We start from the raw sequence: 25,361 nt of genomic DNA, 5'->3' as shown, positions 1-25,361 counted from the left end.
TTTTTTGTGCCTTGCGCGACTGCGAAAGGATCGTAAACACGCTCTTAGCGAGATTGCGAAGCGTCAGCGCCTTCACTCCCGTGGGCTTGGACTGTCGCTGGAGCTGGTGTTGGGGCCAGTGCTGGAAGCATCGGCCGCACTGTGCGAGGACGCATCCTGCGATGTGTTGGTGCCTGCATCGGGCGCCGGTGTATCCACAGGTACATCCGTCGCAATCAGCCGCTGCGAAGAGCCTTTAACCACAGATTTTTCATCTACGGCTTGCACAGCATCGACCACCTCCACAGCAACCACACTGGCTTTTGCAGCACTGGCCACCTCATCGCTACTGCTGCTGGAAGTTGCCGCAGCAGGAGATGCTACGGCATCAGCGACAGGCGCCACACCAGAGGCTGGCGCGCTGGGCACTTCTGGCTCAGCCACCAAAGCCTGCGCGCCCCTGCGCTCTGCGACCACGGCCAGGCAATAATGGGCATACCACAGCGACGTCAGTGCAAAGACCCACGTGAACAGCCAGACCGCCGCCGGGATCAGCACAAAAAAGGCCAGCGCAAAAATCAGCCCGGAAGCCCAGACAATGCTGGGCATTGCCCCTAAAAAGCCGCAAATGATGCCAATTACCAGCAAGGGCCAGCGGTGCTGCTCCAAAATGGCTTTGCGCTCTGCGCTGCTGGTGTATTCGACCAGCGCATCAAAGCTCATCACGCGGTAAGCCAGCCAGCCCCAAATCAGCGGTGGCAGGATCAAGGCCATCGGCGGGATGAGCCACAGCGGCAAGGTCACGACCAAAGCCAGCAGCGCCATCACAGTAGACGACAGCGACCAGCCCAGGCTGCGCCAAAACGTCGAGCCGGCTTGCGGCTTCAGGCCGGGAAAACGCTTGGTCGCCACTTGCTTGGCCATTGCAGGGGTCATCAGCATCGTGACCAGCAGCAAGCTGAGGATCACCAAAATCGGGCTGACCAGCAGCACGACCAGCAAAGGCGCAAAAATAGCGGTGACGTTTTGCGCGCCCAGCTCGCTGAGGCGGCCATCCACCCAAGTCCAGATGACGCTGGCATGCATCCAGTCTGTCACCGTCATCACGGCAGCACCCCAATAGAAATAGCCAAGCACCAGCGCAGCCACCACAATCAACAGCAGCGGCAGAAATGACAGACCAATGATTTTGGGGCGAAAGCTGTCAAGCAGCGCGCGCCAAAACGATTCCATGATCAGTTGCATCGGGTTCCTTTCTTTGTCTTCGACAGCCCTCTTGCTTCGCACTGCCGTGCACGGCAGGCAAGTGCCCGGTGCATGGCCCACGCGCAAAGCGCTCTGGCTGCAGGCACCTATTTTAGTGAGGGCCTGCAAAGCTTGTGCAATTTCAAGCAAGAGGCCTTGAGCAAACGCTGCAAAACTCCCGGCTGTGGCCTGAGCGCAGCCTCAAACTGCCTTTTGACAATTTTTTCGCAGTGCAAGTCCTTTTCGCCGATAGCGGTCGACTATGGCTTTCAAATAACGCCTTGCTGCCCATGCTGATGCCGCATTCTTGCCAACAACGAAGGTGGTGCAGAGCGTTCTTGAAATTGGCAACACACAGCAATAAAAAAAGCCCTGATTGACACCAGGGCCTGTAGGCAATGATGACGCAACTGGGCAAGCAGTGCGTTTACTCAACCGCCTTGGTCATGTCTTCAACGACTTTCTTGGCATCGCCAAAGACCATCATGGTTTTGTCCATGTAAAACAACTCATTGTCCAGACCGGCATAGCCCGCTGCCATCGAGCGTTTGTTGACGATCACCGTTTTGGCCTTATAGGCCTCCAAGATCGGCATGCCATAAATCGCCGTGCCTTTGACGTGCGCTGCCGGGTTGACCACGTCGTTGGCGCCCAAAATGATCGCCACATCCACCTGGCCAAACTCGCCGTTGATGTCCTCCATCTCGAACACCTGGTCGTAGGGCACCTCGGCTTCGGCCAGCAACACGTTCATATGGCCTGGCATGCGCCCGGCCACCGGGTGAATCGCATACTTCACATCAATGCCTTTTTCAGTCAGCTTCGCAGCCAACTCTTTGACCGCATGCTGGGCGCGCGCCACAGCCAAGCCGTAACCGGGCACGATCACCACGCTTTCGGCATTGCCCAGAACAAAGGCCGCATCATCGGCACTGCCGCTTTTGACGTTGCGCTGCTCTTGCGCACCGGCTGCCGCGGTCGCTGCATCGCCACCAAAGCCGCCCAGGATCACGTTGAAGAAACTGCGGTTCATGGCTTTGCACATGATGTAGCTCAGGATCGCCCCCGAGCTGCCCACCAGCGAACCGGCAATAATCAGCATCGCATTGTTCAGAGAGAAACCAATGCCCGCAGCGGCCCAGCCCGAATAGCTGTTGAGCATCGAGACCACCACCGGCATATCAGCGCCACCAATCGGGATGATCAGCAGCACGCCCAGCGCAAAGCCCAGGGCAATGACCAAGATAATGTCCAACCAGCTCTGGCTGTGCCAGAAACCGACAATAAAGAACACCGCCAGCAAGCCCAGGCCCAGATTGAGCCAATGCTGGCCAGCGAACTGCACCGGACGGCCCTGGAACAAGCGGAACTTGTATTTGCCAGAGAGTTTGCCAAAGGCAATCACAGAGCCCGTGAAGGTAATTGCGCCAATGAAAGCGCCCAAAGCCAGCTCAACACGGTTGCCGCCAGGGATCGGCTGGCCATGGCCAGAGATGCTGAATGCCCAAGGCTCTGCCACAGCAGCCACGGCAATGAACACCGCAGCCAAGCCGATCATGCTGTGCATGAAGGCCACCAGCTCGGGCATTTTGGTCATTTCCACGCGCTGCGCCATCACCGAGCCAGCGGTGCCACCCACCAGCAAGCCCAGCAAGACCCAGCCCAAACCCAGCGCACCACCGGCAAGCTGCACAATCAGTGCGGCCGTGGTCAGCACCGCAATCAGCATGCCGACCATGCCAAACACATTGCCGCGAATCGAGGTGGTCGGGTGCGACAAACCCTTGAGTGCCTGGATAAAGCAAACACTGGCGACCAAATACAAAATGGTGACGAGATCCATGCTCATGGCGCACTGCTCCCTTGTGCTTTAGGCGCGGCTTTGCGCTCTTTTTTCTTGAACATCTCCAACATGCGGCGCGTGACCAAAAAGCCACCGAACACATTCACTGCCGCCAAGGCCACCGCAAGCACGCCCATGACCTTGCCCAGCGGCGTCTCAGTCAGGGCAGCAGCGAGCATCGCGCCGACAATCACAATCGCAGAAATCGCATTGGTCACGGCCATCAACGGCGTGTGCAGCGCTGGCGTGACAGTCCATACGACGTGGTAGCCGACATAAATGGCCAACACAAAAATAATCAAATTGGTCACGATGGGGGATATGAATTCCATCTGAGTCTCCTTATTTCCTGATGAAGAGGAAAACTTACTTGTTATGGAGGCCGATGCATTGCATCAACGCCCCGCTGGTGGCTTGATCGAGCTGATCCGGTTGTTCTCCCCCAAGAGCACAATCTTGGGCTCATACACGGCAGCGGCCTCTTCGCTCATAGGCGCGTAGGTGCAAATGATCAGCAAATCGCCGACATGGGCGCGGCGCGCGGCTGCCCCGTTCAGGGAAATCGCCCCCGAGCCACGCGCGGCCTTGATGATGTAGGTCGAAAAACGCTCGCCGTTGTTGACGTTGTAGAGTTCGATCTTTTCAAACTCCCGCATATCGGCAGCATCCATCAGGTCTTCGTCGATTCCGCACGAGCCTTCGTAGTGCAAATCGGCTTCGGTGACTGTGGCGCGGTGCAACTTGGCACGCAACATGACGCGGTTCATGGTTTTGTTACCTTTCCATCTCGGGTGACCAAGCAGGCGGCCACAATATCGTCTTCCAAATCGATTTTTAAGCCTTCGTCCTTGGGCAGAATCAGCTTCAAAAAATCCAGCACATTGCGCGCATACAGCTGCGAGGCGTCCGCCGCCACCAAGGCAGGCAAATTGCTGTGGCCAATCAGGGTCACGCCGTGTTTTTGCACCACCTGATCGGTCTCGGTCAGCGGGCAGTTGCCGCCTACGCCATTGGCACCGCGACCGGCTGCCAAGTCAACAATCACCGAGCCGGGCTTCATCGCTGCGACCATTTCTTCGGTCACCAGCGTTGGCGCGGCACGGCCAGGAATCAACGCGGTAGTGATCACCACATCGGCAGCGGCCACACGCTTGGCCACTTCGACTTTTTGGCGCTCCAGCCAGCTCGCTGGCATCGGTCGTGCATAGCCTCCCACGCCTTCGGCCGCTTCCTTTTCTTCTGCGGTCTCGTATGGCACGTCAATGAACTTGGCCCCCAGGGACTCCACCTGCTCTTTGACGCTGGGGCGCACATCACTGGCTTCAATCGTCGCCCCCAGGCGTTTGGCAGTCGCAATCGCCTGCAAGCCCGCCACGCCCACGCCCAAGACCACGACCTTGGCGGCCTTGACGGTACCGGCGGCTGTCATCAGCATCGGAAAAAAACGTTGGTACGCATTGGCAGCCATCACCACCGCTTTGTAGCCGGCGATGTTGGCCTGAGAAGACAGCACGTCCATGCTTTGCGCACGTGTCGTGCGTGGCGCAGCCTCCAGGGCAAAACCCGTTACATTGGCCGCAGCCATACGCTGCAGGCCCTCGGCATCGAACGGGTTGAGCATGCCGACCACCACTGCGCCAGCGCGCACATGGGCCAGCTCGGCCTCAGAAGGTGGGCGCACCTTCAGCACCAGCTCAGCGCCCAGCGCGCCCGCTGCGTCCACCACGTCCACGCCTACAGCCTGGTAGGCCGCATCTGTGACCGAGGCGGCCAGGCCCGCACCGCTTTGCACGCGCAGCGTATGGCCTTGCGCAATCAATTTTTTGGCCGTCTCGGGCGTCAGCGCGACACGGCTCTCACCTTGGCTGGTTTCCAGCGGAACACCAATCAACATAGTTGTCTCCTCGTCATCTGTTCGCGATCCTTTGGGAAGTGCAATGCAATAGGGTCATTCAAGTGCGCGAATATAGTGCAAGTTGAATGGGGTTAAATAAATATTTATTGAACTATTTTTGACGGCAGGCCAGCTCAACACCTGAGCACTGCCATGGCCTCAAGGCATCAAACCCTGTAAAAACACACTCACTGCATCTGCGCCGCAGGCTGTCAGCGCAGACACCAAACACGCGCCACCTTACGCAAGCCCCTATTCAGCAACCAATTGAGGCCCAGGCCATATGGTCTGCCATCACACCATTACTCCCCAATAAATGCCAGTCGCATGTGATTCCAATGCGACAAACAATGGCAGCGCAATAGCAGCGCATTGCATGATCCATCTTCAATCAAGACGCCAAACATCGCCACCCATCATGGCTGAATGCCGATTTTCAGCCGCGCATCGCAGCAGTGCATGGCAATTGCTTGTCACCCGCAAGCAACACCCGCTGCCGCACTGACCAGCCTAAGAACGTGTTTACGATCTTAGGCACTGGGAACTGACACCACGCCACACACACGAAAGTCACAGTGGGCGTGCACAATCATGCACAATGCCACAGGCGATTGCCACGATGGGCCACTGGCCTGACCGCCCCGTTTCTTTCCGAAAATCCAACGACCACTTCATGCCAGCCTATTCTTTTGACGCGATTGATGCCCAAGGCCAATCCCGCAAAGGCACTCTCGAAGCCGACTCCGCCCGCTCAGCCAGAACCCAATTGCGCGGCCAAGGACTTGTTCCGCTCAGCGTCGAAGCCGTCTCACAAGGCAATGCCAGCGCCAGCAACACTGGCCGTTTTGGCCGCCGCGTCTTCAACTCCACCAACCTGACGATCTGGACACGCCAAATGGCGGGCCTGGTCAACTCCGGCCTGACCCTGGAGCGGGCACTGGCCATGCTGGCTCAGGAAGCCGAAGACGACAAGCAGCAGCGCCTGGTTGCCAGCCTGCGCGCAGAAATCAATGGTGGCACCAGTTTTGCACGCGCCTTGAGTGCCTGGCCCAATGAATTCTCAGACGTCTATGTGGCCGTCGTTGGCGCTGGCGAGCAAAGCGGCGAACTGGGCCAGGTACTGGAGCGTTTGGCCGACGAGCTGGAAAACCGCCAGGCACTGCAATCGCAAATCGTAGGAGCGGCACTCTACCCGGCCATCGTGACCCTGGTCGGCATCGTGATCGTCACCTTCTTGCTCAGCTACGTCGTACCGCAAGTGGCCAATGTGTTCTCTGGCGGCAACCGCCAACTGCCGATGCTGACTGAAATACTGATGCAAATCAGCGGCATGATCCGTGACTACGGCGTGTGGATACTGGTGACTCTGGTGGTGTTTGCCTTTGGTTTTACGCGCTGGCTGCGCATTCCCTCGCAGCGCGAAAAATTCGATGCTGCCTGGCTGCGTATGCCCATCATTGGCAAACTCAGCGCGCAATTCAATGCCGCGCAGTTTGCCTCGACACTGGCCATGCTCAGCGGCGCAGGCGTGCCCATTTTGAAGGCCTTGCAGGCAGCGGCTGAGACCGTCAGCAACCGCTCCATGCGCAGCGACGCGATGGATGCACTGGTGCTGGTGCGCGAAGGTGCGCCACTGGCCGCCGCAATGGGCCAGAAAAAACGCTTTCCCGCGCTGCTGGCCATGTTTGCCCGGCTGGGCGAGCAAACCGGCGACCTGCCCCTGATGCTGGAGCGCGCCTCCAAGCAAATGCAAAGCGAAGTGCAGCGCCGCTCAGTGCGCCTGGCCACGATGCTGGAGCCCCTGCTGATTGTGGCCATGGGCGTGGCCGTGATGGTCATTGTGCTGGCCGTGTTGCTGCCAATCATTCAAATGAACACCTGGGTGCAATAAGCGATGTCCGAAGCGCAGCCACAAGCCCTCCCATTACAAGACCGGCAAGTCTGGATTCTGCAGCCGCAATGGCCTGCCCCCTCGTCGGTCAAAGCCTTGTTCACCACCCGCCAAGGCGGCGACAGCGCCGCACCTTGGGACAGCTGGAATATGGGCGAATTCGTCGGCGATGCGCCCCAACATGTGGCCGCCAACCGCGCCTTGCTACAAGCGAGCATCACCGCACTGAGCAGCCACAAGAACCAGACCCAGCCGGTGTACTTGAAACAAGTGCATGGCTGTGAAGTGGCACCACTGAACCACAGCGCACTGCAAGCCCAAGCCGAGGGCGCAGCACTGCCCCATGCCGATGCTGCCATCAGCACCGAGCCAGGCGTGGCCTGCACCATCATGGTCGGTGATTGCCTGCCTGTGCTGTTTGCCCACAAACGCGCACCCGTCGTAGCAGCCGCCCATGCCGGTTGGCGTGGCTTGGCTGGTGAAGATGGCACAGGTGTGCTGGAGGCGGCATTTACCCAGTTCAAACGGGAAGTGAAAAAATGGTACCAACGGCAAAGCCAAACGCTGACAGACGCCGAGCTGGCGCAAGAGTGCCTGGCTTGGCTAGGTCCGTGTATCGGGCCTGATGCGTTTGAAGTGGGCGACGAGGTGCGGGCTGCTTTTTTAGGCCAGCCTGCAGCGGGTGCTGCGCCATTGAGCCGAACTGACATTCAAACTTGCTTTTTGCCACACCCTCAGCAGCGTGCTGGGCATTGGATGGCGAATTTGAGTGGCTTGGCGCGGCTGCGTTTGCGGCAAATGGGCTTGGAGCGGGTTTATGGCAATGATGGGGGCATGGACTGGTGCACGGTGACGAACGCGCAGTGGTATTACTCGCATCGGCGGGATGCTCGGGTGTTGGGGACGAGTGGGCGGATGGCCGCTTGTGTTTGGTTGGATTTGCCGGGGTGAGAGGCTCAGGACATATTTACGATCTTTGAGTAAACCGCGCTGGAATCCCGAATGAAGCGATGCGCGGCTAAAAGCTGCTCCCCTGCTATCAATCCTGCAAGGATTTTTAACAAAATAACGTGCCTTTTGCCTAATAGTCCCACTCGGCCAACGCAAAACGTGCAGGCTGACTTCAAGCTCGTTGACTCAAATCCGTTATTTGAGCTGCATCATTGACGATGCACTGCTTGCCGAGAGACAAACTATGGCTGCCACCTCATACTGCATGCCTATTCAATTTTTTTGACTCTTTATGCTTCAACTCCAACGCGTCGCCCTTGTTACTGGATCCACATCTGGTATTGGAGAAACAATAGCCAAGCGGCTTTCGAAGGATGGATACGCAGTAGTTTTACACTCGCGCAGCTCAGTGGACATTGGTATGTCCATGGCGCGAGAATTGGGGGCAGCTACTTATGTGCAAGCGGACCTCGCGGTCGATGCAGACAGAGTCAAGCTGGTGCAAGAAGCTGTTGCGTACAGAGGCCGTCTAGACGTCATTGTGAATAATGCGGGAATCAGCCATGTGATCCCACACGCCAATATGCAAGCAGCAACGCCTGACATATGGCGTGCTTTGCATGAAGTCAATGTCATTGCTCCATTTCGCATCGTTGCAGAAGCGGAAGCCGCACTGAGGGCATCAGCATCAGACGGGGTCCCCGCTTGTGTGATTAATGTGAGTTCGCATGCAGGGGTACGCCCCAAAGGGGCTTCTATCCCTTATGCAGCAACGAAGGCGGCGATCAATCACATCACCCGCTTATTGGCGCTTTCACTAGCGCCACATATTCGTGTGAACGCGGTCGCCCCTGGGCTTGTGGATACACCGTTGACGGCCAACTGGACTCAAGCACAGCAATTGTGGCGAGAGCATGCGCCCATGCGCCGAGCAGCAAGCCCGCAAGATATTGCACAGGCCGTTTCCTTGCTCATTGAGTCCAATTATCTGACCGGAGAAATCCTTCTTTCGGATGGCGGCCTCAACCTTACTTAAAACGTGTTGACGTTCTAACATTCTGCACAGCGACTTTGAGTCACGAGCCAGCGAGGTAGGGTGGGCAGATGTCTGCCCACGCGGATGGCATCTGCTCAAAACAACCAACTAATTTAAAAAAACCGTTTGCAACGCTGCATGTCTCTGCGCAACTGGCGTGGGCAGCACAGCTGCGCCATCCTACGCTTTAATCCTCGCTGGCACGTGGATAGCCTGCGTCAGCCCATTGCTGTGCAGAGCGGCGGGTGAGGTTGAAGTCGGGGCGAGCAGCTACTTTGGCCAACTCGCTGCCGTCTTCTGCCGTGGCTGTCAGAGTCGCAGTGGGCATTTCTTCATCGGGCTCAATATCCAGTGCCACGGTCACGCGCTCGCCGCGCACTTCAATCTCGACCTCTTTGTGCAGCAGCGCAGCCAGGTGCTGCTCATGCCGGCGGATGATTTCGCTGGCAGTTTTCACCAGCGTATTGAAGGCCGACATATCCAGTGGCTTGGGATTTTTCTTATCGCGGCCCATGGTCCAGGGGCCGACCAAGGCGGGTTCGGCTTGGCCATCCAGGGTCATGGCCACAGCCCAGCCATCGTCGTCTTCGTTCTTGATGACGCGGGCTTCCCAGCCCTTATGGTGCCACAGGCGATCTTCAAAAATAGACGGGATTTCTTGTTCGAACTCTTCAGACATGCTTGGTTGTGTTGACAGATACAAAGTCCGAGTCTACTGGGTTTTGGGCGGGGAGGTAGGGTGGCGCAGCTGTGCTGCCCACCCTCCCCTTTAAACGACTGCTGCAGACGCAAAAAAGCCACTCGCACAAAGTGAGTGGCTTGAATGGAACATTGATTCAGTGCCATGCCTTGCGGGGAGCGAGGCATGGCCTGAGAGCTATCCCAATTAAGGCAATGTGATCACGCCATCAACCAAACGCGCAATCGCATCTGGGTTGGCTTGTTGCAAAGCCGTTGGCAGCAATGCATCTGGGAAGTCCTGGTAGCAGACTGGGCGCAAGAAGCGGTCAATCGCCGATGTGCCAACCGATGTGAATGCACCGTTCGATGTCGCTGGGAATGGGCCGCCATGCACCATCGCATGCGACACCTCAACCCCTGTTGGAAAGCCATTGACCAGAATACGGCCCACTTTGCGCTCCAGTACGGGCACCAAGGCAGCAGCGGCTGCATAGTCGGCGTGGTCCAGTTGCAAGGTGGCGGTCAGTTGGCCTTCGAGTTTTTCGGCAAATGCCACAAACTCCTGCACATCACGCACGGTGACGACCACCGAGGCTGGGCCAAACACTTCAGCTTGCAGCGCGTGGTTGGCCAGGTAATTCTCAGCGGTGGTGACGTACAAATTGGCTTGTGCGGTATTGGGCTGGCCTTCGGTTGTGCCTTGCGCTACGCGCTCTAGCTCAGCCGCACTGTCCAAAGCGGCAATACCACTGGTGTAGGCCTTGTGGATGCCAGGCGTCAGCATGACCGACGCAGGTTTTGTCTCCAGCGCAGCGCTGGCTGCTTGCAAGAAGCTGTCAAAACCTGGGCCTTCAACGGCCACGACCAGACCGGGGTTGGTACAGAATTGGCCTGCACCCATGGTCAAAGAATCGGCAAAACCTTTGCCAATGGCTTCGCCACGTGCTTGCAGCGCTGCCGGAAACAGGAACACCGGGTTCACTGCGCTCATTTCCGCGTAAACAGGAATCGGCTCAGGGCGTGCATTGGCAGCAGCCACCAGCGCCAAACCGCCATTGCGTGAGCCGGTAAAGCCCACGGCTTTGATCGCTGGGTGTTTGACCAAGGCGTCACCGACTTTGCCACCGGCACCAAAAATCAGCGAGAACACACCTTCAGGCAAACCGCTGGCCGCAACGGCTTTTTGAATCGCTTGACCGACCAATTCGGAGGTGCCCAAATGCGCGCTGTGGCCTTTGACGACCACCGGGCAGCCAGCTGCCAAAGCAGAAGCGGTGTCGCCACCAGCGACCGAGAACGCCAATGGGAAGTTGCTGGCACCAAACACGGCGACCGGGCCCAGCGCCACTTTGGCCAGGCGCAAGTCAGAGCGTGGCAGTGGCTGGCGTTGCGGTTGGGCCGGATCAATCGTGGCAGTCAGAAAACGGCCCGAGCGCACCAGCTCAGCAAACAAACGCAACTGGCCCACTGTGCGGCCGCGCTCGCCAGTCAAACGCGCCAATGGCAGACCGGTTTCAGCGTGCGCGCGCTCAAGCAAGACATCGCCAATGGCCATGATCTCGTCGGCAATGCGCTCCAAAAATGCAGCACGATCGGCCAGCGAGGTGGCACGGTAGCGATCAAACGCCTGCTCAGCCAGCGCTGCAGCTTGGTTGACTTCTGCAGCGCCGCCAAAACCAAAGCTCGGCTCCAGCTCAGCATTGGTGCTGGGGTTGAATGCCTTTTGGCTGCCTGCAGTGCCTTTGATGGCTTGCTGCCCAATCAGCATTTCGCCTCGAATTGTCATGACCTGGTATCTCCTGTGGTGATCTGAAAAAAAGCCATTGCTGCCCAGGCTGCGCTAGAGAGGCACAGACAGCGGCAATGGCAGTGTGAAAACGGCAGCTTCTTAGAACGTGTTTACGATCTTACAAAGTGCCGCTGGTAAACAATGCAGTCCATCAACGGCGCACGGGCTCAAGGCGCCAGCCAAGTCGCAATGTCTGGCTGGGCGCTGCCCTCTGCAGCCTCTTCGTCAAAACCCAGCTTGATCGACAAGCGCCTGCAAATATCGGCTTGCATCTGGCGCACCTCTTCAATCGACGGCCCCGGGGCTTTGTCAATCCGCGCGATATACGGAATATTGATGGCCGCAACCACGCGCGCGCCACTGCCACGCACCGGCTGGGCAATATTGGTCACGCCATGGATTTGGATGCTGGGCATCACTGAGCCACCATCGCGGCGCACCTCGGCCAGCAATTCCAGCAAATGGCCGGGGTCCATGTCCTGCTCGCCATCGACCTTGACACGGCTGTTGAGCATGCGCGTGCGCCCTACTTCATCCTGGTAGGCCAGCAGCACATGGCCCGAAGAGGTATCGGTCAAACCCATCACCGCACCGACCTTCAGGCCCAGTGACCAGCGCTCTGGGCTGTCGGCCTGGCTGACCACGACCATGCGCCCTTGTTCATATACCGCCAAATGGCAGGATTGCTTGGAGCGTTCGGCCAGCTCACGCAGCAGTGGCTGGGCCAACTCAATCATCAGCTTGAGGGGCGGCTGGCGGTGGGCCAGTCTGAAAATTTTCAGCGTCAGCGAATAGCGGTCATCGCTGCCTGTCTGGATGTAGCCGCGCTGGTGCAAGGTCGCAACCATGCGAAAGATCTGGTTGACGTTGCGCCCCAGCATGCCAGCGAGCTGGTTGAGCGTCACGCCTTCAGTGGTGGTGGCGAGCGCCTCCAGAATGTCCAGGCCTTTTTCCAGCGCTGGCGCGCTGTAGCGATTGCCTGCGGATTCATCTTCGGCAACCTCGGCCACTTCCGCCATTTTTTCAGGACTCAATTTCATACAGCAATAGATGGAATGGATTGGATGTATTTAGAACGTGTTCCACGCCCCCTGCACGCATGGCAGTGGCAAGGCCTTCTCTACAGGCAAGCAATTGCACCCGGGCTATCACTTGAATTTAGCTTGAATATGGCTTGAAACGCTTAGATAGGCAAATTTTTCAAGCTTTTATTTTATATACGAAATTAGTTTTTTCAAAAATTAGATGGTTTTTTGCGCAAATCAAGGGAAAGCACCTAGAAATTTGTCTGACAAGTCATTGAAAACTGCAAAAAATCGCGTCAAAATCACTTCGAAATTTATGAAATTAATTTTCATATATAAAACAATTTCAAACCACTGGAGATTCACATGACAGGTCGCTTAGCAGGAAAAATCGCATTGATCACCGCCGCCGGCAACGGGATTGGTCGGGCCTCTGCGGAGCTTTTCCTCAAAGAAGGCGCACGCGTCATCGCCACCGACATTGACACCAAAGCCTTGGCAGAACTGCAAGGCATGGAGACACGGCAGCTGGACGTCACCGACTCTGCGGCCATTGCCGCGATTGCCGCAGAATTCCCACACATCGATGTGCTACTCAACTGCGCCGGCTTTGTTGACAGCGGCTCAATCCTGGAGTGCAGCCGCCAGTCGTGGGACCGCTCGTTCGCCATCAACGTCACCGCCATGTACGAGCTGAGCAAAGCCGTGCTGCCCGGCATGCTTGAGCGCGGCAAGGGCTCGATCATCAATGTGGCCTCGGTAGCGTCCAGCATCAAAGGCGTGCCAAACCGCTTCGTCTACGGTGCCAGCAAGGCCGCCGTGATTGGCATGACCAAAGCGATTGCCGCCGACTACGTCAACCGTGGCATTCGCTGCAATGCCATTTGCCCAGGCACGATTGAGTCGCCTTCGCTGCGCCAACGCATTGAAGACCAGGCCGCTCAGCAAAACGCCTCTTTGGACGATGTGCGCAAAGCCTTTATCGCACGCCAGCCGGTCGGCCGCCTTGGCACCCCAGAAGAAGTTGCCGCACTGGCGCTGTATTTGGGCAGCGACGAATCGAACTTCACCACTGGCCAGACCCACATCATCGATGGCGGCTGGCTCAATTAATCCCACACATTTCAGGAGAATCCCATGAAATTATTCCGCCATGGCCCAGTCGGCCAAGAGCGCCCCGCCTTGCTGGATGCGCAAGGCCAGGCCCGCGATTTGTCGGGCGTTATCAGCGACATCACAGCTGACACACTGACCCCAGAGAACCTGCAAAAACTGCGCGCACTGGACACCAACACGCTGCCAGTGATCGAGCCGGTCGGACGCATTGGCACGCCGTTGCAAAATCCTGGCAAATTCCTGTGTGTGGGCCTGAACTACAGCGACCACGCGGCTGAGACCAACTCACCCGTGCCTGCCGAGCCAATTCTGTTCACCAAATGGTCCAAGCCCAGCGGCCCGAATGACCCCATCGTGCTCCCACAGAACTCGGTCAAAACCGACTGGGAGGTGGAGTTGGGCATCATCATCGGCAGCAAAGCCCGTTATGTGGAGAAAGACGATGCGCTGTCTTATGTCGCCGGTTACGCCGTCATCAACGACGTCTCTGAACGTGAATACCAACTGGAGCGCAGCGGCACCTGGGACAAGGGCAAGGGTTGCGACACTTTCGGCCCGATCGGTCCTTGGTTGGTGACTGGCGACGAAATCGCCGATCCGCAAAACCTGGGCATGTGGCTGGAAGTCAACGGCAAGCGTTTTCAAAACGGCAGCACCAAAACCATGATTTTTGATGTGGCGACTCTGGTGTCCTACATCAGCCAATTCACCACGCTGTACCCAGGCGACATCATCTCGACCGGCACGCCACCAGGCGTGGGTCTGGGCCAAACGCCTCATGTGTTTCTCAAAGCGGGTGACACCGTCAAGCTGGGCATTGAAGGCCTGGGCGAGCAAACCCAACAGGTGTTTGCCTGGGACCCAGCGCTGCTGGACTAATCCCCGGTCCACCACTTTCTGACAGAACGCACTCTGATGAAGAGCCGTTCTGTGGCCCTTGACATGGCGGGCGTCGCCTTGGCGCAGCACACGGTGCTGCTGCCTATGCGGCCTCGGTCAATCGGCCTATCGGGTGCGAGGAGACATACGCAACCGGTCCATGCAAAAGACTCTTAGAACGCCCAGACGTTCTTGTTTATTTGAGCCGCAAAGCGACCTTCATGAATTACGATTTTCAATTTGATGCGGTGTACGCAGCATGGCCCATGCTGCTAGAAGGCACGCTGCGCACCATCGAGCTGTCGATGGCCGCGATGGTGATTGGCTTGCTGATCGCCATTGTCTGCGCCTGGGGCAAAACCAGTGGCATCGCGCCACTGCGCTGGGCCATCGATGCCTATATCGAGATCATCCGCAACACCCCGTTTCTGGTGCAGTTGTTCTTCTTTTATTTCGCCCTGCCCTCACTGGGCGTGCAATGGTCAGCGACCACTGCGGCCTTGGTGGCGATGTTTGTGAACCTGGGCGCATTCTCGACCGAGATTTTGCGCGCAGGCATTGAGTCCATTCCCAAAGGCCAGGTTGAAGCCGGTCTGGCGCTGAACCTCAAACGCTACCAGGTGTTCATGCACGTGGTGCTGCGCCCGGCCCTGAAAACCATTTTCCCGGCGCTGTCGAGCCAGTTCATTCTGATGATGCTGACCTCCAGCGTAGTGTCTGCGATCTCTGCCGATGACCTGGCCTCTGTGGCGGCCAACATCCAGTCCGACACCTTCCGCAGCTTTGAGATCTACATCGTCGTCACCGTCATTTACTTCCTGCTGTCACTGGCGTTCATGGGCCTGTTCAAGCTGCTGTGGCAACGTTTTCTTTACTATCCAGAGGGTCGATAAATGCGTGAATTTACCTATATCGACGTGATCCTGCTGGTCGAAGCGGCCCGCTGGACCCTGGCACTCGCAGCCATTGCATTGGTAGGCGGCAGCATTGGCGGCCTGATCATCGCGCTGATGCGTACTGCGACTTCGGCCTGGCTGGTGCGCCCTGCACAAGCCTTCATCGTGGTGTTCCAAGGCACGCCACTGCTGATGCAGCTGTTCCTGATCTTCTTTGGCGCGCCAGTCATGGGCCTGCATATCAATCCGTGGATTGCTGCCAGCATTGCCTTGATTCTGAACACCAGTGCGTTTTTGGGCGACATCTGGCGCGGTTGCATCCAAGCCATTCCCAAAGGCCAGACCGAAGCGGCATTGGCGCTGAACCTGAGCACCTTCCACCGCATTAAAGAGGTGATCCTGCCGCAGGCTTTCAAGGTCGCCGTGCCGCCCACTGTGGGCTTCATGGTGCAAATCATCAAGGGCACGTCGCTGACCGCAATCATTGGTTTTACCGAGCTGACCCGCACAGGCCAGATCATCAACAACGCTACGTTTGAGCCGGTGTTGGTGTTCTCCCTGGTGGCCGCTTTGTACTTTTGCATGTGCTGGCCACTGTCACGGCTGGCCACCCATATGGAGCGGCGCCTGGCGCGCTCCGCACGGTAAGTTTTTTTTCAATCACAGACAACGTGATGTCCACGTTCAACAACAGGAGACGAGCATGCGCACCCCTTTCCAATTAGGCAAATTCCTCAGCACCAATCTGGCCCTGTTTGGCGCCGCTTTGGCAATGGCAGCAGCTGCTGCACCGGCGATGGCCGACAACGCCTTGCAAGCCATCAAAGACCGTGGCACGCTGCGTGTGGGCATCATGGTCGACTGGCCACCATACGCAACCTCGAACGCCCGCAATGAGCCAGCCGGCTACGACGCCGATGTCGCGCAATTGTTGGCCGACCATTTGGGCACTAAACTCGAATACGTGGTCATGACTGGCCCAAACCGCATTCCGTTCTTGTTGACAGACAAGGCCGACGTGCTGATTGCTTCGCTGGCCATCACGCCAGAGCGCCAAAAGCAGGTTGACTTCTCCAACCCTTACTCGGCAGCCAGCATGGTCTTGCTCGGTCCTGAGAAAAACACCATCGAGAGCCCACAAGACTTCCTCAAATACAACATTGGTGTACCACGCGCCAGCACGACCGATCTGGGTGTGACCAAGGTCGCACCAGAAGGCACACGCCTGCGCCGCTTTGACGACGATGCATCCGCACTGCAAGCGATGTTGGTGGGCCAGGTCGATGTGGCTGGCACCTCTTCGGTGATTGCCGCTGACACGCAAAAACGCTTCCCAGGCAAGTACAAGGTGCAATACATCATCAACGAGCAGGCGATGGGCATCACGATCCAGAAAGACCGTCCGGAACTGCTGGCTGAGCTCAACGAGTTCATCGCCACCAACGTGGCCAACGGCAAGCTCAATGAGATCTTTGAAAAGCGCGTAGGCATGAGCCTGCCACCTTCTGTGACCAACCCACAAAAATAATTGACCCAATAGAACGTGACTGCGGTCTTCTCACAGGCCGCAATCACGTTCTTAGACATCAGCGGCCAACTCACCAGCTTAGGCCCCGCACTGTAAGAATGGACAAGCATGACCGAGACGAACCACCTCATCACCTTCTCACAAGTAGAGAAATGGTATGGCACTTTCAAAGTGCTCAACGGCATCGACCTGCAGGTGCGCAAGGGCGAACGCATTGTGATTTGCGGCCCGTCCGGTTCTGGTAAATCCACGCTGATTCGCTGCATCAACGGGCTCGAAAGTATCCAAGGCGGCCATATTCACGTCGCTGGTATTGACATGACGGCGAATAAACACAACGCCGAAAAAATCCGCCAGCACGTGGGCATGGTGTTCCAGCAGTTCAACCTGTTTCCGCACCTCACGGTGTTGCAAAACTGCACTTTGGCGCCCATCAAAACGCTGGGCCTGAGTAAGGCAGAAGCCGAAGCCACGGCGATGCAGTTTCTGGGCAAAGTCCGCATCCCCGACCAGGCCCACAAATACCCCAGCCAATTGTCTGGCGGCCAGCAGCAACGGGTGGCGATTGCACGCGCGCTGTGCATGAAGCCCGAGATCATGCTGTTTGACGAGCCGACCTCGGCACTCGACCCCGAGATGGTCAAGGAAGTGCTGGACACGATGATTTCGCTGGCCAATGATGGCATCACGATGCTGTGCGTCACGCACGAAATGGGCTTTGCGCGCAGCGTGGCCGACCGCGTGATTTTCATGGCAGATGGCAACATCGTCGAGCAAGCCGCGCCCGATCTGTTCTTTGACTCGCCGCAGCACCCCAAAACACGCAGTTTCCTGGGCCAGATTCTGAACCATTAAATGCACAAGCGCTGTTGATACAGCCGCCTAGCACCCACCCCCTGCACACCCCAGGGGGTGTTGGCATTGGCAGCATGCAATGCCAACGTTTGCCGCGTTGCGACCTTGCCCCCCAGTTGCAAGCCACAACACAGCGCTGATGTTTTAAGAACATGTTTACGCTCTTATAAAAAAACCGCTCGGCCGAGCGGTTTTGGTGTGGCTAGTGCATGCCTTAAACGCTGATCGTCATGCCGCCGTCAACATGGATCAACTGGCCATTGACGAAGCTCGATGCATCGCTGGATAGAAACACTGCAGCGCCTACCAGCTCATGCACATCGCCCCAGCGCCCAGCCGGTGTGCGCTTGGCCAACCAGGCCGAGAAATCGGCGTCATTGACCAACTGCTCAGTCATCTCGGTGCGGAAATAACCCGGTGCAATGCCATTGACTTGCAGGCCTTTGCGGGCCCAGTCGGTGGCCATGCCGCGCGTGAGGTTGCGCACCGCGCCTTTGCTGGTCACATACGGTGCAATACCGGGTCTGGCCAGCTCGCTTTGCACCGAAGCGATATTGATGATCTTGCCCTTGCCACGTGCCAGCATGTGCTTGGCAGCGGCTTGGCTGACGTAAAAAATGCTCGACACATTGAGCTGCATCAATTGCTCCCAGCGCTCAATGGGAAACTCTTCCAAGGGTGCGCGAAACTGCATGCCGGCGTTGTTGATCAGGATGTCAATGGGCTGGCCATTGGCCTCAATCGCATCAATCGCTGCTTGCGCGGTCTGGGCATCGGCGACATCAAAGCAGCTGCCGCTGACGCTCAAGCCTTCTTGCTGCAATTGGGCAATGGCCGCTGCCAAGCGCGTTGCATTGCGGCCATTGAGAATCACATGCGCGCCATGCTCGGCCAGACCGCGTGCCAGAGCCAAGCCAATGCCTTGGGTGGAGCCAGTCACCAAGGCATGGCGGCCTGTCAAATCAAACAGTGCAGCGCCCTTTGGGTGGGCGGTTGGCGCAGCTGCCTGCGCTATAGAAGGGTTTGTCACATCCCACTCCTTGTGGTGTTGCTAATCTGAAAACAAAAAAACCCATAACCCAAGGCGAGTCGGCCTTGCGCTATGGGTTGTGGGGACGTGATTACTTGGCTGCTTCTCTGGACGCGCGGATACTTTCCTGCACGCGGGCAACGACATCAGCACCAATGGTGGGGGTGTGCTTGTCATACACGACTTGCGCTTTTTCACGCATTCTTTGTTTTTCTTCAGTACTCAGCTCATTGACCTCCAAGCCAGCGGCCTTGATGGCGGCCAGCGAGCGCACCGACAGGTCACGCTGCACTTCACGCTGCTTGGCGCCGCCCACTTGTGCGCATTCGCGCAATGCGGCCTGCTCTTCTGGGCTGTAGCGGTCAAAAATGCGCTTGGAGAACAGCACCAGGAATGGCGTGTACGCATGGTTGGTGGCCGAGACGTATTTTTGCACTTCGTAGAACTTGGAGGTGTCGATCGTCACGTACGGGTTCTCTTGCGCATCAATGGCCTTGGTTTCCAGCGCCGAGAAGATTTCGCTAAAGGCCATGGGTGATGCGTTTGCACCCATGTTCTGGAAGGTGTCCAGGAAGATGTTGTTTTGCATCACACGGATTTTCAGGCCTTCCATGTCTTCCCATTTGGTCACTGGGTGCTTGGAGTTGCTGACCTGGCGGAAACCGTTTTCCCAGTATGCCAGGTTGATGATGCCCACTTCTTCAAACTTTTTGTTGATGAACTCGCCAAACTCGCCGTCCAGCACTGCATCGGCCTGGGCTTCGCTCTCAAACAGGAATGGCAGGTCAAACACGCCAAGCGCTGGCACCAGGCCCACCAGCGGCGAAGACGATGGAATCACCGCCTCTTGCACACCCGATCGCAGCGCTTGCACGGCTTGGATGTCATCGCCCAGCGAGCCGCTCCAATACGCTGTGATCTTGGTTTTCCCGCCGGATTTTTCGCTCAGGCAGGCATTGAAGGCTTTGACACCATCGGCTACCGGATGGTCGGGTGCCAGGCCGTTGGAGAGGCGGATGTTGCGGGTTTTGAAGTCCGCCATTGCAGGAGTGGACAAGAGCGCCAGGCCCACAGAGGCGAGCAACGCGGCAATCAGTGTTTTTTTCATAGTTGTCTCCTAGGAAGGGAATGTAGAAATACGAAAGGAAAAATAGCAGCCTGACCTCAGGGAGATCAGCCAGGCTGCTGCGAAACTCAATACAGCCAGCCCAGTGGCACCATGACCAGTTGTGGGAACAGCACCAGCAGGAACATCACAAAAATCTGTGCGAACAGGAACGGGGCAACACCCCAGATCACCTTGCCCAGCGGCACTTTGGCCACCCCACTGACCACGTTGAGCACGACCCCGACTGGCGGCGTCAACAAGCTGATGCAGGTGTTCATCACAAACATCACGCCGAAGTAGATTGGGTCAATGCCAGCTTGCATGACCACAGGCATCAGCACAGGCGTCAGAATCAGAATCGTTGGCGCCAAGTCCAAGGCCGTACCGATGATCAAAACCAGCACCATGATGGTGAACATCAACAGTTTTGGACGCTCAATCAGTGGCGAGATCAGCTCACCCAATTCACCTGGAATGTCGGCAGCGGTAATCAGCCAGGCAGTCACCAGCGCAGCGGCCACCAGGAACATCACAACCGAGGTGGTCTTGGCTGCTTTGAGCAGCACATGGTAGAGATCCTTGAGCTTCAACTCGCGGTACACACACACGCCAACAAACAAGGCGTAGACCGCAGCCACAACAGCAGCTTCAGTTGGTGTCACGATGCCAAAACGGATACCACCCAGGATAATCACCGGCATACCCAATGCCCAGGCCGCACGGCCAGAGGCACGCAGACGGGTTTTCATATCCGCACGTGGCAGTGGTTTGACATCCATCTTGCCGCACAGAATCAGCCAGGTGATCAGCAAGGCAATGGCCATCATCAGGCCAGGTGCAATACCGGCCATGAACAGTTTGCTGATCGAGACGTTCGCAGCCACACCAAAGATGATGAAGGCCAGCGAAGGCGGCAGCACGGGCGCAATCACGCCACCAGCAGCCATCAAACCGGCTGCGCGCGGCACGTTGTAGCCCGCTTCACGCATCATCGGAATCAAAATCGCGGCCAGTGCGGCCGAATCCGCTGCGGCGGAGCCGGACAAGCTGGCCATGATGACAGCTGCCAAAATCGCCACAATGCCCAAACCACCACGGATGTGACCGACGCAGGCCAGCGCAAAATCAATGATGCGGCGCGACAAGCCCCCGGCATTCATCAATTCCCCGGCCAGCAAGAAAAACGGAATCGCCAGCAAGGTGAAGGTGTTGGCGCCTGTGACCATTTGCTGGGCCACGATTTGCGTGTCGAACATGTCCAGATGGAACATCAGGACCAGCGAGCAGAACATCAGCGAGAACGCCACCGGTGTGCCAATGGCCATGGCCGCCAACAGGGCCACGATAAAAATCAACAAGGTCATTTGCTCACCTCACGCACGGCATCCATGATTTCTTCATTGTGGTACTCGCCTGCAAAACGGGCGATTTCTTCTTCAGTCACTTTGCCTGTGACGACATCCCAGACGCGCCCCAACGCAATCAGGAACACACCAGCGCCGGTGAACATGCCAATGCCGTACACCCAGGCCAGCGACAAGCCGGTCACTGGGGCAAACATCGTGGCGTTGATGTCGTGCTGCTCCCAGGCACCCATTGCAAACACCGCGCCGCACACCATCACCACGATATTGGCCATGAACATGCACACCAGTCGCCCTTTGCGCGAGAGACGCTGCACCAGTGTTTCAATGCCAATGTGGGCGTTTTCACGGAACGTCAGCACGGCCCCCACAAAGGTCATCCAGACAAAGAAAAAGCGCGCCATTTCCTCGGAGACGACCAGGCTCTGGTTAAAGCCGTAGCGCAGCACCACGTTGCCAAACACCATCACGCACATGGCTGCCAAGGCAAACACCAGCAAAAAGCCGAGCAGCCGGTAAAAAAGATCTTGTAGGGCTTTCATCCCATCTGTCTCCTAACGCATTTTTGAAAGTTTTGGGGTAGGCTGCGCCCACAGCAAAGCTTCATCTGTGATGAAAAGGCTTTGCCGTAGGTCACAGCCCGCAGGCTGTGGAATCAATCAGTCAGTAGTTGCGGTGTTAGGCCGCTTGTGCCGTTTTCGCGCGTTGCAACAGATGGGCAAACAAGTCACCGAGGCCGTATTCCCATGGTGGGCACACATCGGTGCGTGCAACCCAGTTCACCAGCGCACCGACGGTGGGCGTGGCAATCACCACCCGGTCGTCGATCGCATGGGTAAAGCCCAGACCTGGGCCATGGCGGTCTTTGACGGGCGCGAACATCGTGCCCAAAAAGAACAAAACGCCATCAGGGTATTGGTGGTTGCGGTTGAGCAGTTGGCCCACCAAATTCTCTGGGCTGCGGCTGATCGCAGCCATCGGGCTCACGCCCTGCATCTCAAAACCGTCCGTGCCTTCAACCAGCAAGGACACTTCCAGAGAGGCGACCTGTTCAAGACCAAAATGGCCATCGAGCAAGCGAATGAAAGGACCAATCGCGCAAGAGGCGTTGTTGTCCTTGGCTTTGCCCAGCAGCAAGGCCGAGCGCCCTTCAATATCACGCAGGTTCACGTCATTGCCCAGCGTCATGCCGATGATGCGGCCACGCGAGTTGACCGCCAGCACGACCTCAGGCTCGGGGTTGTTCCACTGCGAGTTGGGGTGGATGCCAATTTGCTCGCCGCAACCAACGGCCGACATCGGCTGGGACTTGGTGAAGATCTCCGCATCGGGGCCGATGCCCACTTCCAGGTACTGCGACCACAGGCCCATGTCCTGCAGCAGACGCTTGACTTCGGCGGCTTTCTCTGAGCCAGCTTCGACGCCACGCAAGCTGTCACCCAGCACTGGGGCCAAGCGCTCACGAATGGCCTGGGCACGTTGCGGATCGCCCTTGGCCTGCTCCTCAATCACGCGCTCAAGCATGCTGTCAGCAAAAGTCACGCCAGCGGCCTTGATCGATTGCAAATCGGCAGGGGCCAGCAAGCGGCCTTTGGCGCCGCTGAGGTAGTCATCGACCGAGCCAATGTCTTGCAGATTGGCGCGGCTGGCACAAATGGCCAGCAGGTCTTCGCGCTCGAGCAGCGCCGACAGCGTCCACTCCACGGCCGAGGCGTCATACACCACGCCACCTAGCACCAGCACAGGCACTGGGCCATTCACGTCATTGCGCCACACGCGTCCGGCGAGTTGTGCGCGCTGCCAATCGGTTGGCAGAATTTCAGCGGCTGTTAACCGTCTTTGTGCCGCTTGATTGCTTGCGGCCTTGTTGTCGATGTTTGTCTCCGACATCTCGTCTCCTAAATTGCACTGTCATGTGATGCATGCGCTGCCAGCTGTGTCGCTGCGGCTAGCGCTGCCAATTGTCATCTTTACCCGTTGGCCCGCACTCTGGCGGCACCCTTGCTTTTCATTTGCGGTTCACACCCTCCAGCTCCAGATTCAAACGGCTGGCGGCATTGGCGATGTGCACCCCCATGGCTGCACGGGCCGCCTGGGGATCACGCGCTGCCACTGCATCGCGAATGGCCGCATGTTCGGCAATCGTCAACTCGACAATCTGCTCCAGCTTGGACTCTGTGCGCCCGGCGCTGATCGACTGGCTCAAATGCCCGCCAATAAAACCCAAGAAGGTGCTGAAATACTCATTGCCTGTGGCCCTGGCCAAAATGGTGTGAAACAACAGATCGGCTTCAATCCACTCGTCGGCCCAGTACGGACAGCCCTCCATACGCAGCTGCGCCTGGTCCATTTGGCGCAGTTGCTCGGCATCGTGGTGCAGCGCAGCCAGACCAGCCGCTTCAATCTCCAGCGGCACGCGCAGCTGGAACAGGCTGCGGAAATGGTCGGGGCGATTCAAGGCTTCGGCACCAATCTGAATCAAGCGGCGCTTGTCAGGGTCGATCACAAACGCGCCCACGCCTTGTTTGGACTCGACCAGCCCTTCATTGCGCAGCTGCGCAATCGCCTCGCGCACCACGCTGCGACTCACACCAAACATGTCCGAGAGCTTGAGCTCAGTGGGCAAACGGCTGCCGGGCACGAGCTTTCCGAGCGCAATCTCATGGCGGATCTGGTCCGCGATGCGCGACGGAAAGTGCTCCGATCTGGCCATTTGCTTGAATTCAGGGGCTGTCATTCATTGATCTCGCATATAAAAACCGAATGCAACCACACTACACAGCCGACTCTGGGCTGCTGGCATCGCTCAGAATGCAGCGGGGGTTCATCAGCCCTGCGGGATTGATGACCTGTCGCAAACCTTCGAGTACACGGCGTTGCGCAGCTGGCAGGCGCGCCTCAAAATCGGCGAGTTTCAAACGCCCAATACCGTGCTCTGCACTGATGCTGCCGTCGTAACGGTCGATCCATTCGTTGATAATTTTCTTGCCAGTCGCAATCACGCGCTGGCGCTCTTGCAGCCCATAGGATGCAGGCGGCAGCACGTTCAAATGCACATTGCCATCGCCCACATGGCCATAGGCCAGCGACTCACATTCTGGCAGGGCCAGTGTCAGCGCAGCCGAAGTATCGTGCACAAATGCCGCCAGTTTGGACAAAGGCACCGATACATCGGTGCGCAAATGCAGGCCGCGTTTGGCCTGGCCTTCGTTCATGCCTTCGCGAAAACTCCACAACTGCGCGCTTTGTGCCTTGGTGCTGGCCATCGTGCCATCGATCACCAGGCCCTCTTCCATCACTGCTTCCAAAAAGCCTTCAAGCAAGGCACGCACATCGACGCGTCCGGAACCCGAGACCTCCATCAGCACATATGCGGGCGCGCCGGCTTCGAGCGGCATGACCAATTCGGGCATGGCCTCAATCGCCAGATCAAAAGCCAACGGCGGCATGAATTCAAAGGCCGAGAGCAAATCGCAGCACTCATAGCGGGCGCGGCGGTACAAAGCAATCGCATCATCGAGCGAATGCAAGCCGAGCAGCGCGGTCTCTACCTGCAATGGCTGCGGAAACAGCTTGATTGCAACGGCCGTCACAATGCCCAGCGTGCCTTCAGCGCCAATGAACAACTGCTTCAAATCAATGCCGCGGTTGTCCTTGCGCAAGGTGCGCAACAGGTTTAGCACTGAGCCATCGGGCAGCACCACTTCCAGGCCCAGCACCAAATCACGTGTCATGCCATAACGCAGCACATTGATGCCCCCCGCATTGGTGCTGACATTGCCGCCAATGTGGCAGCTGCCTTGCGCCCCCAGCGACAGCGGGAAAAACAGGCCTTGCTCGGCCACGGCGTCTTTGAGCACTTCCAGAATGCAGCCGGCATCCACGACGGCGGAAAAATCCTCCGCATCGATGTGGCGAATGCGGCTCATGCGCTCCAGGCTCAGCACAACCTGGCTGGCTGGCGCATCGGGAATGCCGCCCAGCACCAGGCCCGTATTGCCGCCTTGCGGCACGATGGACAGGCCCAGCTGCGAGCAGGTTTTCACGCAGTGCGCAACTTCTTCGGTATTGGCTGGACGCAGCACGGCAATTGCGCTTGCCTCTACATCGCCATGCCAATCGCGGCAGTAACTGGCCATATCGGCTTCTTGCATCAAGGCATTGATGCCACCCAAGGCTTTGTGCAGCGCTTGGCGCAGTGATTCGATGGATGGACTGGCCTCAACCAGATCAGCGGTATTCACCACAGGT

Annotated in this window: 24 protein-coding genes; 9 read left to right on the top strand and 15 right to left on the bottom strand. The window is 57.6% G+C overall.

Going from position 1 to position 25,361, the window contains the following annotated elements; genetic code table 11:
* Nucleotides 1-72: 72 nt before the first annotated feature.
* The 5 genes from E8K88_RS03720 to E8K88_RS03700 form a co-directional block, all read right to left on the bottom strand.
* Nucleotides 73-1,212: an EI24 domain-containing protein gene (locus E8K88_RS03720; RefSeq protein ID WP_240754298.1), complete on the bottom strand. Its 1,140-nt coding sequence runs from the start codon at nt 1,210-1,212 to the stop codon at nt 73-75.
* A 439-nt stretch (nt 1,213-1,651) separates the two neighbouring features.
* Entirely contained in the window at nt 1,652-3,073 is a 1,422-nt protein-coding gene (locus E8K88_RS03715; RefSeq protein ID WP_136405299.1) for an NAD(P)(+) transhydrogenase (Re/Si-specific) subunit beta, read from the bottom strand.
* On the bottom strand, nt 3,070-3,399 hold the full coding sequence (locus E8K88_RS03710; RefSeq protein ID WP_136405298.1) for an NAD(P) transhydrogenase subunit alpha part 2: 330 nt from the start codon (nt 3,397-3,399) through the stop codon (nt 3,070-3,072). Before E8K88_RS03710 ends, E8K88_RS03715 begins: the two co-directional genes overlap by 4 nt.
* A 63-nt stretch (nt 3,400-3,462) precedes the next feature.
* Nucleotides 3,463-3,834 (bottom strand): aspartate 1-decarboxylase, encoded by a 372-nt coding sequence (gene panD / locus E8K88_RS03705; RefSeq protein ID WP_136405297.1) that lies wholly within the window; start codon nt 3,832-3,834, stop codon nt 3,463-3,465.
* The gene (locus E8K88_RS03700) at nt 3,831-4,961 is read right to left on the bottom strand and encodes a Re/Si-specific NAD(P)(+) transhydrogenase subunit alpha (RefSeq protein WP_136405296.1); all 1,131 of its coding nucleotides are present in this window, start codon (nt 4,959-4,961) and stop codon (nt 3,831-3,833) included. The genes panD and E8K88_RS03700 overlap by 4 nt, the downstream gene beginning before the upstream one ends.
* A gap of 673 nt (nt 4,962-5,634) precedes the next feature.
* Here E8K88_RS03700 and gspF point away from each other — a divergent pair.
* The 3 genes from gspF to E8K88_RS03685 all read left to right on the top strand — a co-directional run bounded on the left by gspF (nt 5,635) and on the right by E8K88_RS03685 (nt 8,839).
* Nucleotides 5,635-6,852: a type II secretion system inner membrane protein GspF gene (gene gspF, locus E8K88_RS03695; RefSeq protein WP_136405295.1), complete on the top strand. Its 1,218-nt coding sequence runs from the start codon at nt 5,635-5,637 to the stop codon at nt 6,850-6,852.
* Between the two features lie 3 nt (nt 6,853-6,855).
* Nucleotides 6,856-7,803, top strand: coding sequence for a purine nucleoside phosphorylase YfiH/LACC1 family protein (locus E8K88_RS03690; protein WP_136405294.1), 948 nt, complete (start codon nt 6,856-6,858; stop codon nt 7,801-7,803).
* A gap of 292 nt (nt 7,804-8,095) precedes the next feature.
* Nucleotides 8,096-8,839 carry an SDR family NAD(P)-dependent oxidoreductase gene (locus tag E8K88_RS03685; protein WP_136405293.1) on the top strand — a complete coding sequence of 248 codons (744 nt, stop codon included), beginning with the start codon at nt 8,096-8,098 and terminating at the stop codon, nt 8,837-8,839.
* A 187-nt stretch (nt 8,840-9,026) separates the two neighbouring features.
* Here E8K88_RS03685 and E8K88_RS03680 read toward each other — a convergent pair whose 3' ends face one another.
* The 3 genes from E8K88_RS03680 to E8K88_RS03670 form a co-directional block, all read right to left on the bottom strand.
* A complete protein-coding gene (locus E8K88_RS03680) occupies nt 9,027-9,518 on the bottom strand; it encodes a hypothetical protein (RefSeq protein WP_136405292.1) in 492 nt (163 codons plus the stop codon).
* A 207-nt stretch (nt 9,519-9,725) separates the two neighbouring features.
* Entirely contained in the window at nt 9,726-11,306 is a 1,581-nt protein-coding gene (locus tag E8K88_RS03675; protein WP_136405291.1) for an aldehyde dehydrogenase (NADP(+)), read from the bottom strand.
* Nucleotides 11,307-11,476: 170 nt separating this feature from the next.
* Entirely contained in the window at nt 11,477-12,349 is an 873-nt protein-coding gene (locus tag E8K88_RS03670; RefSeq protein ID WP_136405290.1) for an IclR family transcriptional regulator, read from the bottom strand.
* A gap of 351 nt (nt 12,350-12,700) precedes the next feature.
* On the opposite strand from E8K88_RS03670, the gene E8K88_RS03665 reads away from it, so the two are divergent.
* The 6 genes from E8K88_RS03665 to E8K88_RS03640 all read left to right on the top strand — a co-directional run bounded on the left by E8K88_RS03665 (nt 12,701) and on the right by E8K88_RS03640 (nt 17,608).
* Nucleotides 12,701-13,447, top strand: coding sequence for an SDR family oxidoreductase (locus E8K88_RS03665; RefSeq protein ID WP_136405289.1), 747 nt, complete (start codon nt 12,701-12,703; stop codon nt 13,445-13,447).
* 24 nt (nt 13,448-13,471) lie between these two features.
* A complete protein-coding gene (locus E8K88_RS03660; RefSeq protein WP_136405288.1) occupies nt 13,472-14,329 on the top strand; it encodes a fumarylacetoacetate hydrolase family protein in 858 nt (285 codons plus the stop codon).
* Between the two features lie 221 nt (nt 14,330-14,550).
* Nucleotides 14,551-15,222 (top strand): amino acid ABC transporter permease, encoded by a 672-nt coding sequence (locus E8K88_RS03655; RefSeq protein WP_136405287.1) that lies wholly within the window; start codon nt 14,551-14,553, stop codon nt 15,220-15,222.
* A complete protein-coding gene (locus E8K88_RS03650) occupies nt 15,223-15,873 on the top strand; it encodes an amino acid ABC transporter permease (protein WP_136405286.1) in 651 nt (216 codons plus the stop codon).
* A 55-nt stretch (nt 15,874-15,928) separates the two neighbouring features.
* Nucleotides 15,929-16,753 carry a transporter substrate-binding domain-containing protein gene (locus tag E8K88_RS03645; RefSeq protein WP_136405285.1) on the top strand — a complete coding sequence of 275 codons (825 nt, stop codon included), beginning with the start codon at nt 15,929-15,931 and terminating at the stop codon, nt 16,751-16,753.
* A 108-nt stretch (nt 16,754-16,861) separates the two neighbouring features.
* Complete coding sequence (locus tag E8K88_RS03640; protein WP_136405284.1) at nt 16,862-17,608, top strand: amino acid ABC transporter ATP-binding protein; 747 nt, start codon at nt 16,862-16,864, stop codon at nt 17,606-17,608.
* 214 nt (nt 17,609-17,822) lie between these two features.
* Here E8K88_RS03640 and E8K88_RS03635 read toward each other — a convergent pair whose 3' ends face one another.
* The 7 genes from E8K88_RS03635 to E8K88_RS03605 all read right to left on the bottom strand — a co-directional run bounded on the left by E8K88_RS03635 (nt 17,823) and on the right by E8K88_RS03605 (nt 25,354).
* Nucleotides 17,823-18,638, bottom strand: a complete 816-nt coding sequence (locus E8K88_RS03635) for an SDR family oxidoreductase (RefSeq protein WP_420813555.1) — start codon at nt 18,636-18,638, stop codon at nt 17,823-17,825.
* 91 nt (nt 18,639-18,729) lie between these two features.
* Nucleotides 18,730-19,746, bottom strand: coding sequence for a TRAP transporter substrate-binding protein (locus E8K88_RS03630; RefSeq protein ID WP_136405283.1), 1,017 nt, complete (start codon nt 19,744-19,746; stop codon nt 18,730-18,732).
* Nucleotides 19,747-19,832: 86 nt separating this feature from the next.
* On the bottom strand, nt 19,833-21,110 hold the full coding sequence (locus tag E8K88_RS03625; protein ID WP_136405282.1) for a TRAP transporter large permease subunit: 1,278 nt from the start codon (nt 21,108-21,110) through the stop codon (nt 19,833-19,835).
* A complete protein-coding gene (locus E8K88_RS03620) occupies nt 21,107-21,652 on the bottom strand; it encodes a TRAP transporter small permease (protein ID WP_136405281.1) in 546 nt (181 codons plus the stop codon). The genes E8K88_RS03625 and E8K88_RS03620 overlap by 4 nt, the downstream gene beginning before the upstream one ends.
* 136 nt (nt 21,653-21,788) lie before the next feature.
* A complete protein-coding gene (locus E8K88_RS03615) occupies nt 21,789-23,000 on the bottom strand; it encodes a fumarylacetoacetate hydrolase family protein (protein WP_136405280.1) in 1,212 nt (403 codons plus the stop codon).
* Nucleotides 23,001-23,118: 118 nt separating this feature from the next.
* Nucleotides 23,119-23,847 (bottom strand): FadR/GntR family transcriptional regulator, encoded by a 729-nt coding sequence (locus tag E8K88_RS03610; protein WP_136405279.1) that lies wholly within the window; start codon nt 23,845-23,847, stop codon nt 23,119-23,121.
* Nucleotides 23,848-23,884: 37 nt separating this feature from the next.
* Nucleotides 23,885-25,354 carry an FAD-binding oxidoreductase gene (locus tag E8K88_RS03605; protein ID WP_205880015.1) on the bottom strand — a complete coding sequence of 490 codons (1,470 nt, stop codon included), beginning with the start codon at nt 25,352-25,354 and terminating at the stop codon, nt 23,885-23,887.
* Nucleotides 25,355-25,361 lie beyond the last annotated feature (7 nt).

The sequence above is a fragment of the Lampropedia aestuarii genome (genome assembly GCF_004803635.1).
GTDB classification, from domain to species: Bacteria; Pseudomonadota; Gammaproteobacteria; order Burkholderiales; family Burkholderiaceae_C; genus Lampropedia; species Lampropedia aestuarii.
The sequence above is the reverse complement of the archived record's forward strand: the minus strand, read 5'-3'. Positions and strand labels throughout refer to the sequence as shown.

Bases quoted from the DNA above. Each gene is read 5' to 3' on its own strand.
- E8K88_RS03720 (WP_240754298.1), bottom strand. From the start codon at position 1,212: ATGGAATCGTTTTGGCGCGCGCTGCTTGACAGCTTTCGCCCCAAAATC.
- E8K88_RS03715 (WP_136405299.1), bottom strand. From the start codon at position 3,073: ATGAGCATGGATCTCGTCACCATTTTGTATTTGGTCGCCAGTGTTTGC.
- E8K88_RS03710 (WP_136405298.1), bottom strand. From the start codon at position 3,399: ATGGAATTCATATCCCCCATCGTGACCAATTTGATTATTTTTGTGTTG.
- panD (WP_136405297.1), bottom strand. From the start codon at position 3,834: ATGAACCGCGTCATGTTGCGTGCCAAGTTGCACCGCGCCACAGTCACC.
- E8K88_RS03700 (WP_136405296.1), bottom strand. From the start codon at position 4,961: ATGTTGATTGGTGTTCCGCTGGAAACCAGCCAAGGTGAGAGCCGTGTC.
- gspF (WP_136405295.1), top strand. From the start codon at position 5,635: ATGCCAGCCTATTCTTTTGACGCGATTGATGCCCAAGGCCAATCCCGC.
- E8K88_RS03690 (WP_136405294.1), top strand. From the start codon at position 6,856: ATGTCCGAAGCGCAGCCACAAGCCCTCCCATTACAAGACCGGCAAGTC.
- E8K88_RS03685 (WP_136405293.1), top strand. From the start codon at position 8,096: ATGCTTCAACTCCAACGCGTCGCCCTTGTTACTGGATCCACATCTGGT.
- E8K88_RS03680 (WP_136405292.1), bottom strand. From the start codon at position 9,518: ATGTCTGAAGAGTTCGAACAAGAAATCCCGTCTATTTTTGAAGATCGC.
- E8K88_RS03675 (WP_136405291.1), bottom strand. From the start codon at position 11,306: ATGACAATTCGAGGCGAAATGCTGATTGGGCAGCAAGCCATCAAAGGC.
- E8K88_RS03670 (WP_136405290.1), bottom strand. From the start codon at position 12,349: ATGAAATTGAGTCCTGAAAAAATGGCGGAAGTGGCCGAGGTTGCCGAA.
- E8K88_RS03665 (WP_136405289.1), top strand. From the start codon at position 12,701: ATGACAGGTCGCTTAGCAGGAAAAATCGCATTGATCACCGCCGCCGGC.
- E8K88_RS03660 (WP_136405288.1), top strand. From the start codon at position 13,472: ATGAAATTATTCCGCCATGGCCCAGTCGGCCAAGAGCGCCCCGCCTTG.
- E8K88_RS03655 (WP_136405287.1), top strand. From the start codon at position 14,551: ATGAATTACGATTTTCAATTTGATGCGGTGTACGCAGCATGGCCCATG.
- E8K88_RS03650 (WP_136405286.1), top strand. From the start codon at position 15,223: ATGCGTGAATTTACCTATATCGACGTGATCCTGCTGGTCGAAGCGGCC.
- E8K88_RS03645 (WP_136405285.1), top strand. From the start codon at position 15,929: ATGCGCACCCCTTTCCAATTAGGCAAATTCCTCAGCACCAATCTGGCC.
- E8K88_RS03640 (WP_136405284.1), top strand. From the start codon at position 16,862: ATGACCGAGACGAACCACCTCATCACCTTCTCACAAGTAGAGAAATGG.
- E8K88_RS03630 (WP_136405283.1), bottom strand. From the start codon at position 19,746: ATGAAAAAAACACTGATTGCCGCGTTGCTCGCCTCTGTGGGCCTGGCG.
- E8K88_RS03625 (WP_136405282.1), bottom strand. From the start codon at position 21,110: ATGACCTTGTTGATTTTTATCGTGGCCCTGTTGGCGGCCATGGCCATT.
- E8K88_RS03620 (WP_136405281.1), bottom strand. From the start codon at position 21,652: ATGAAAGCCCTACAAGATCTTTTTTACCGGCTGCTCGGCTTTTTGCTG.
- E8K88_RS03615 (WP_136405280.1), bottom strand. From the start codon at position 23,000: ATGTCGGAGACAAACATCGACAACAAGGCCGCAAGCAATCAAGCGGCA.
- E8K88_RS03610 (WP_136405279.1), bottom strand. From the start codon at position 23,847: ATGACAGCCCCTGAATTCAAGCAAATGGCCAGATCGGAGCACTTTCCG.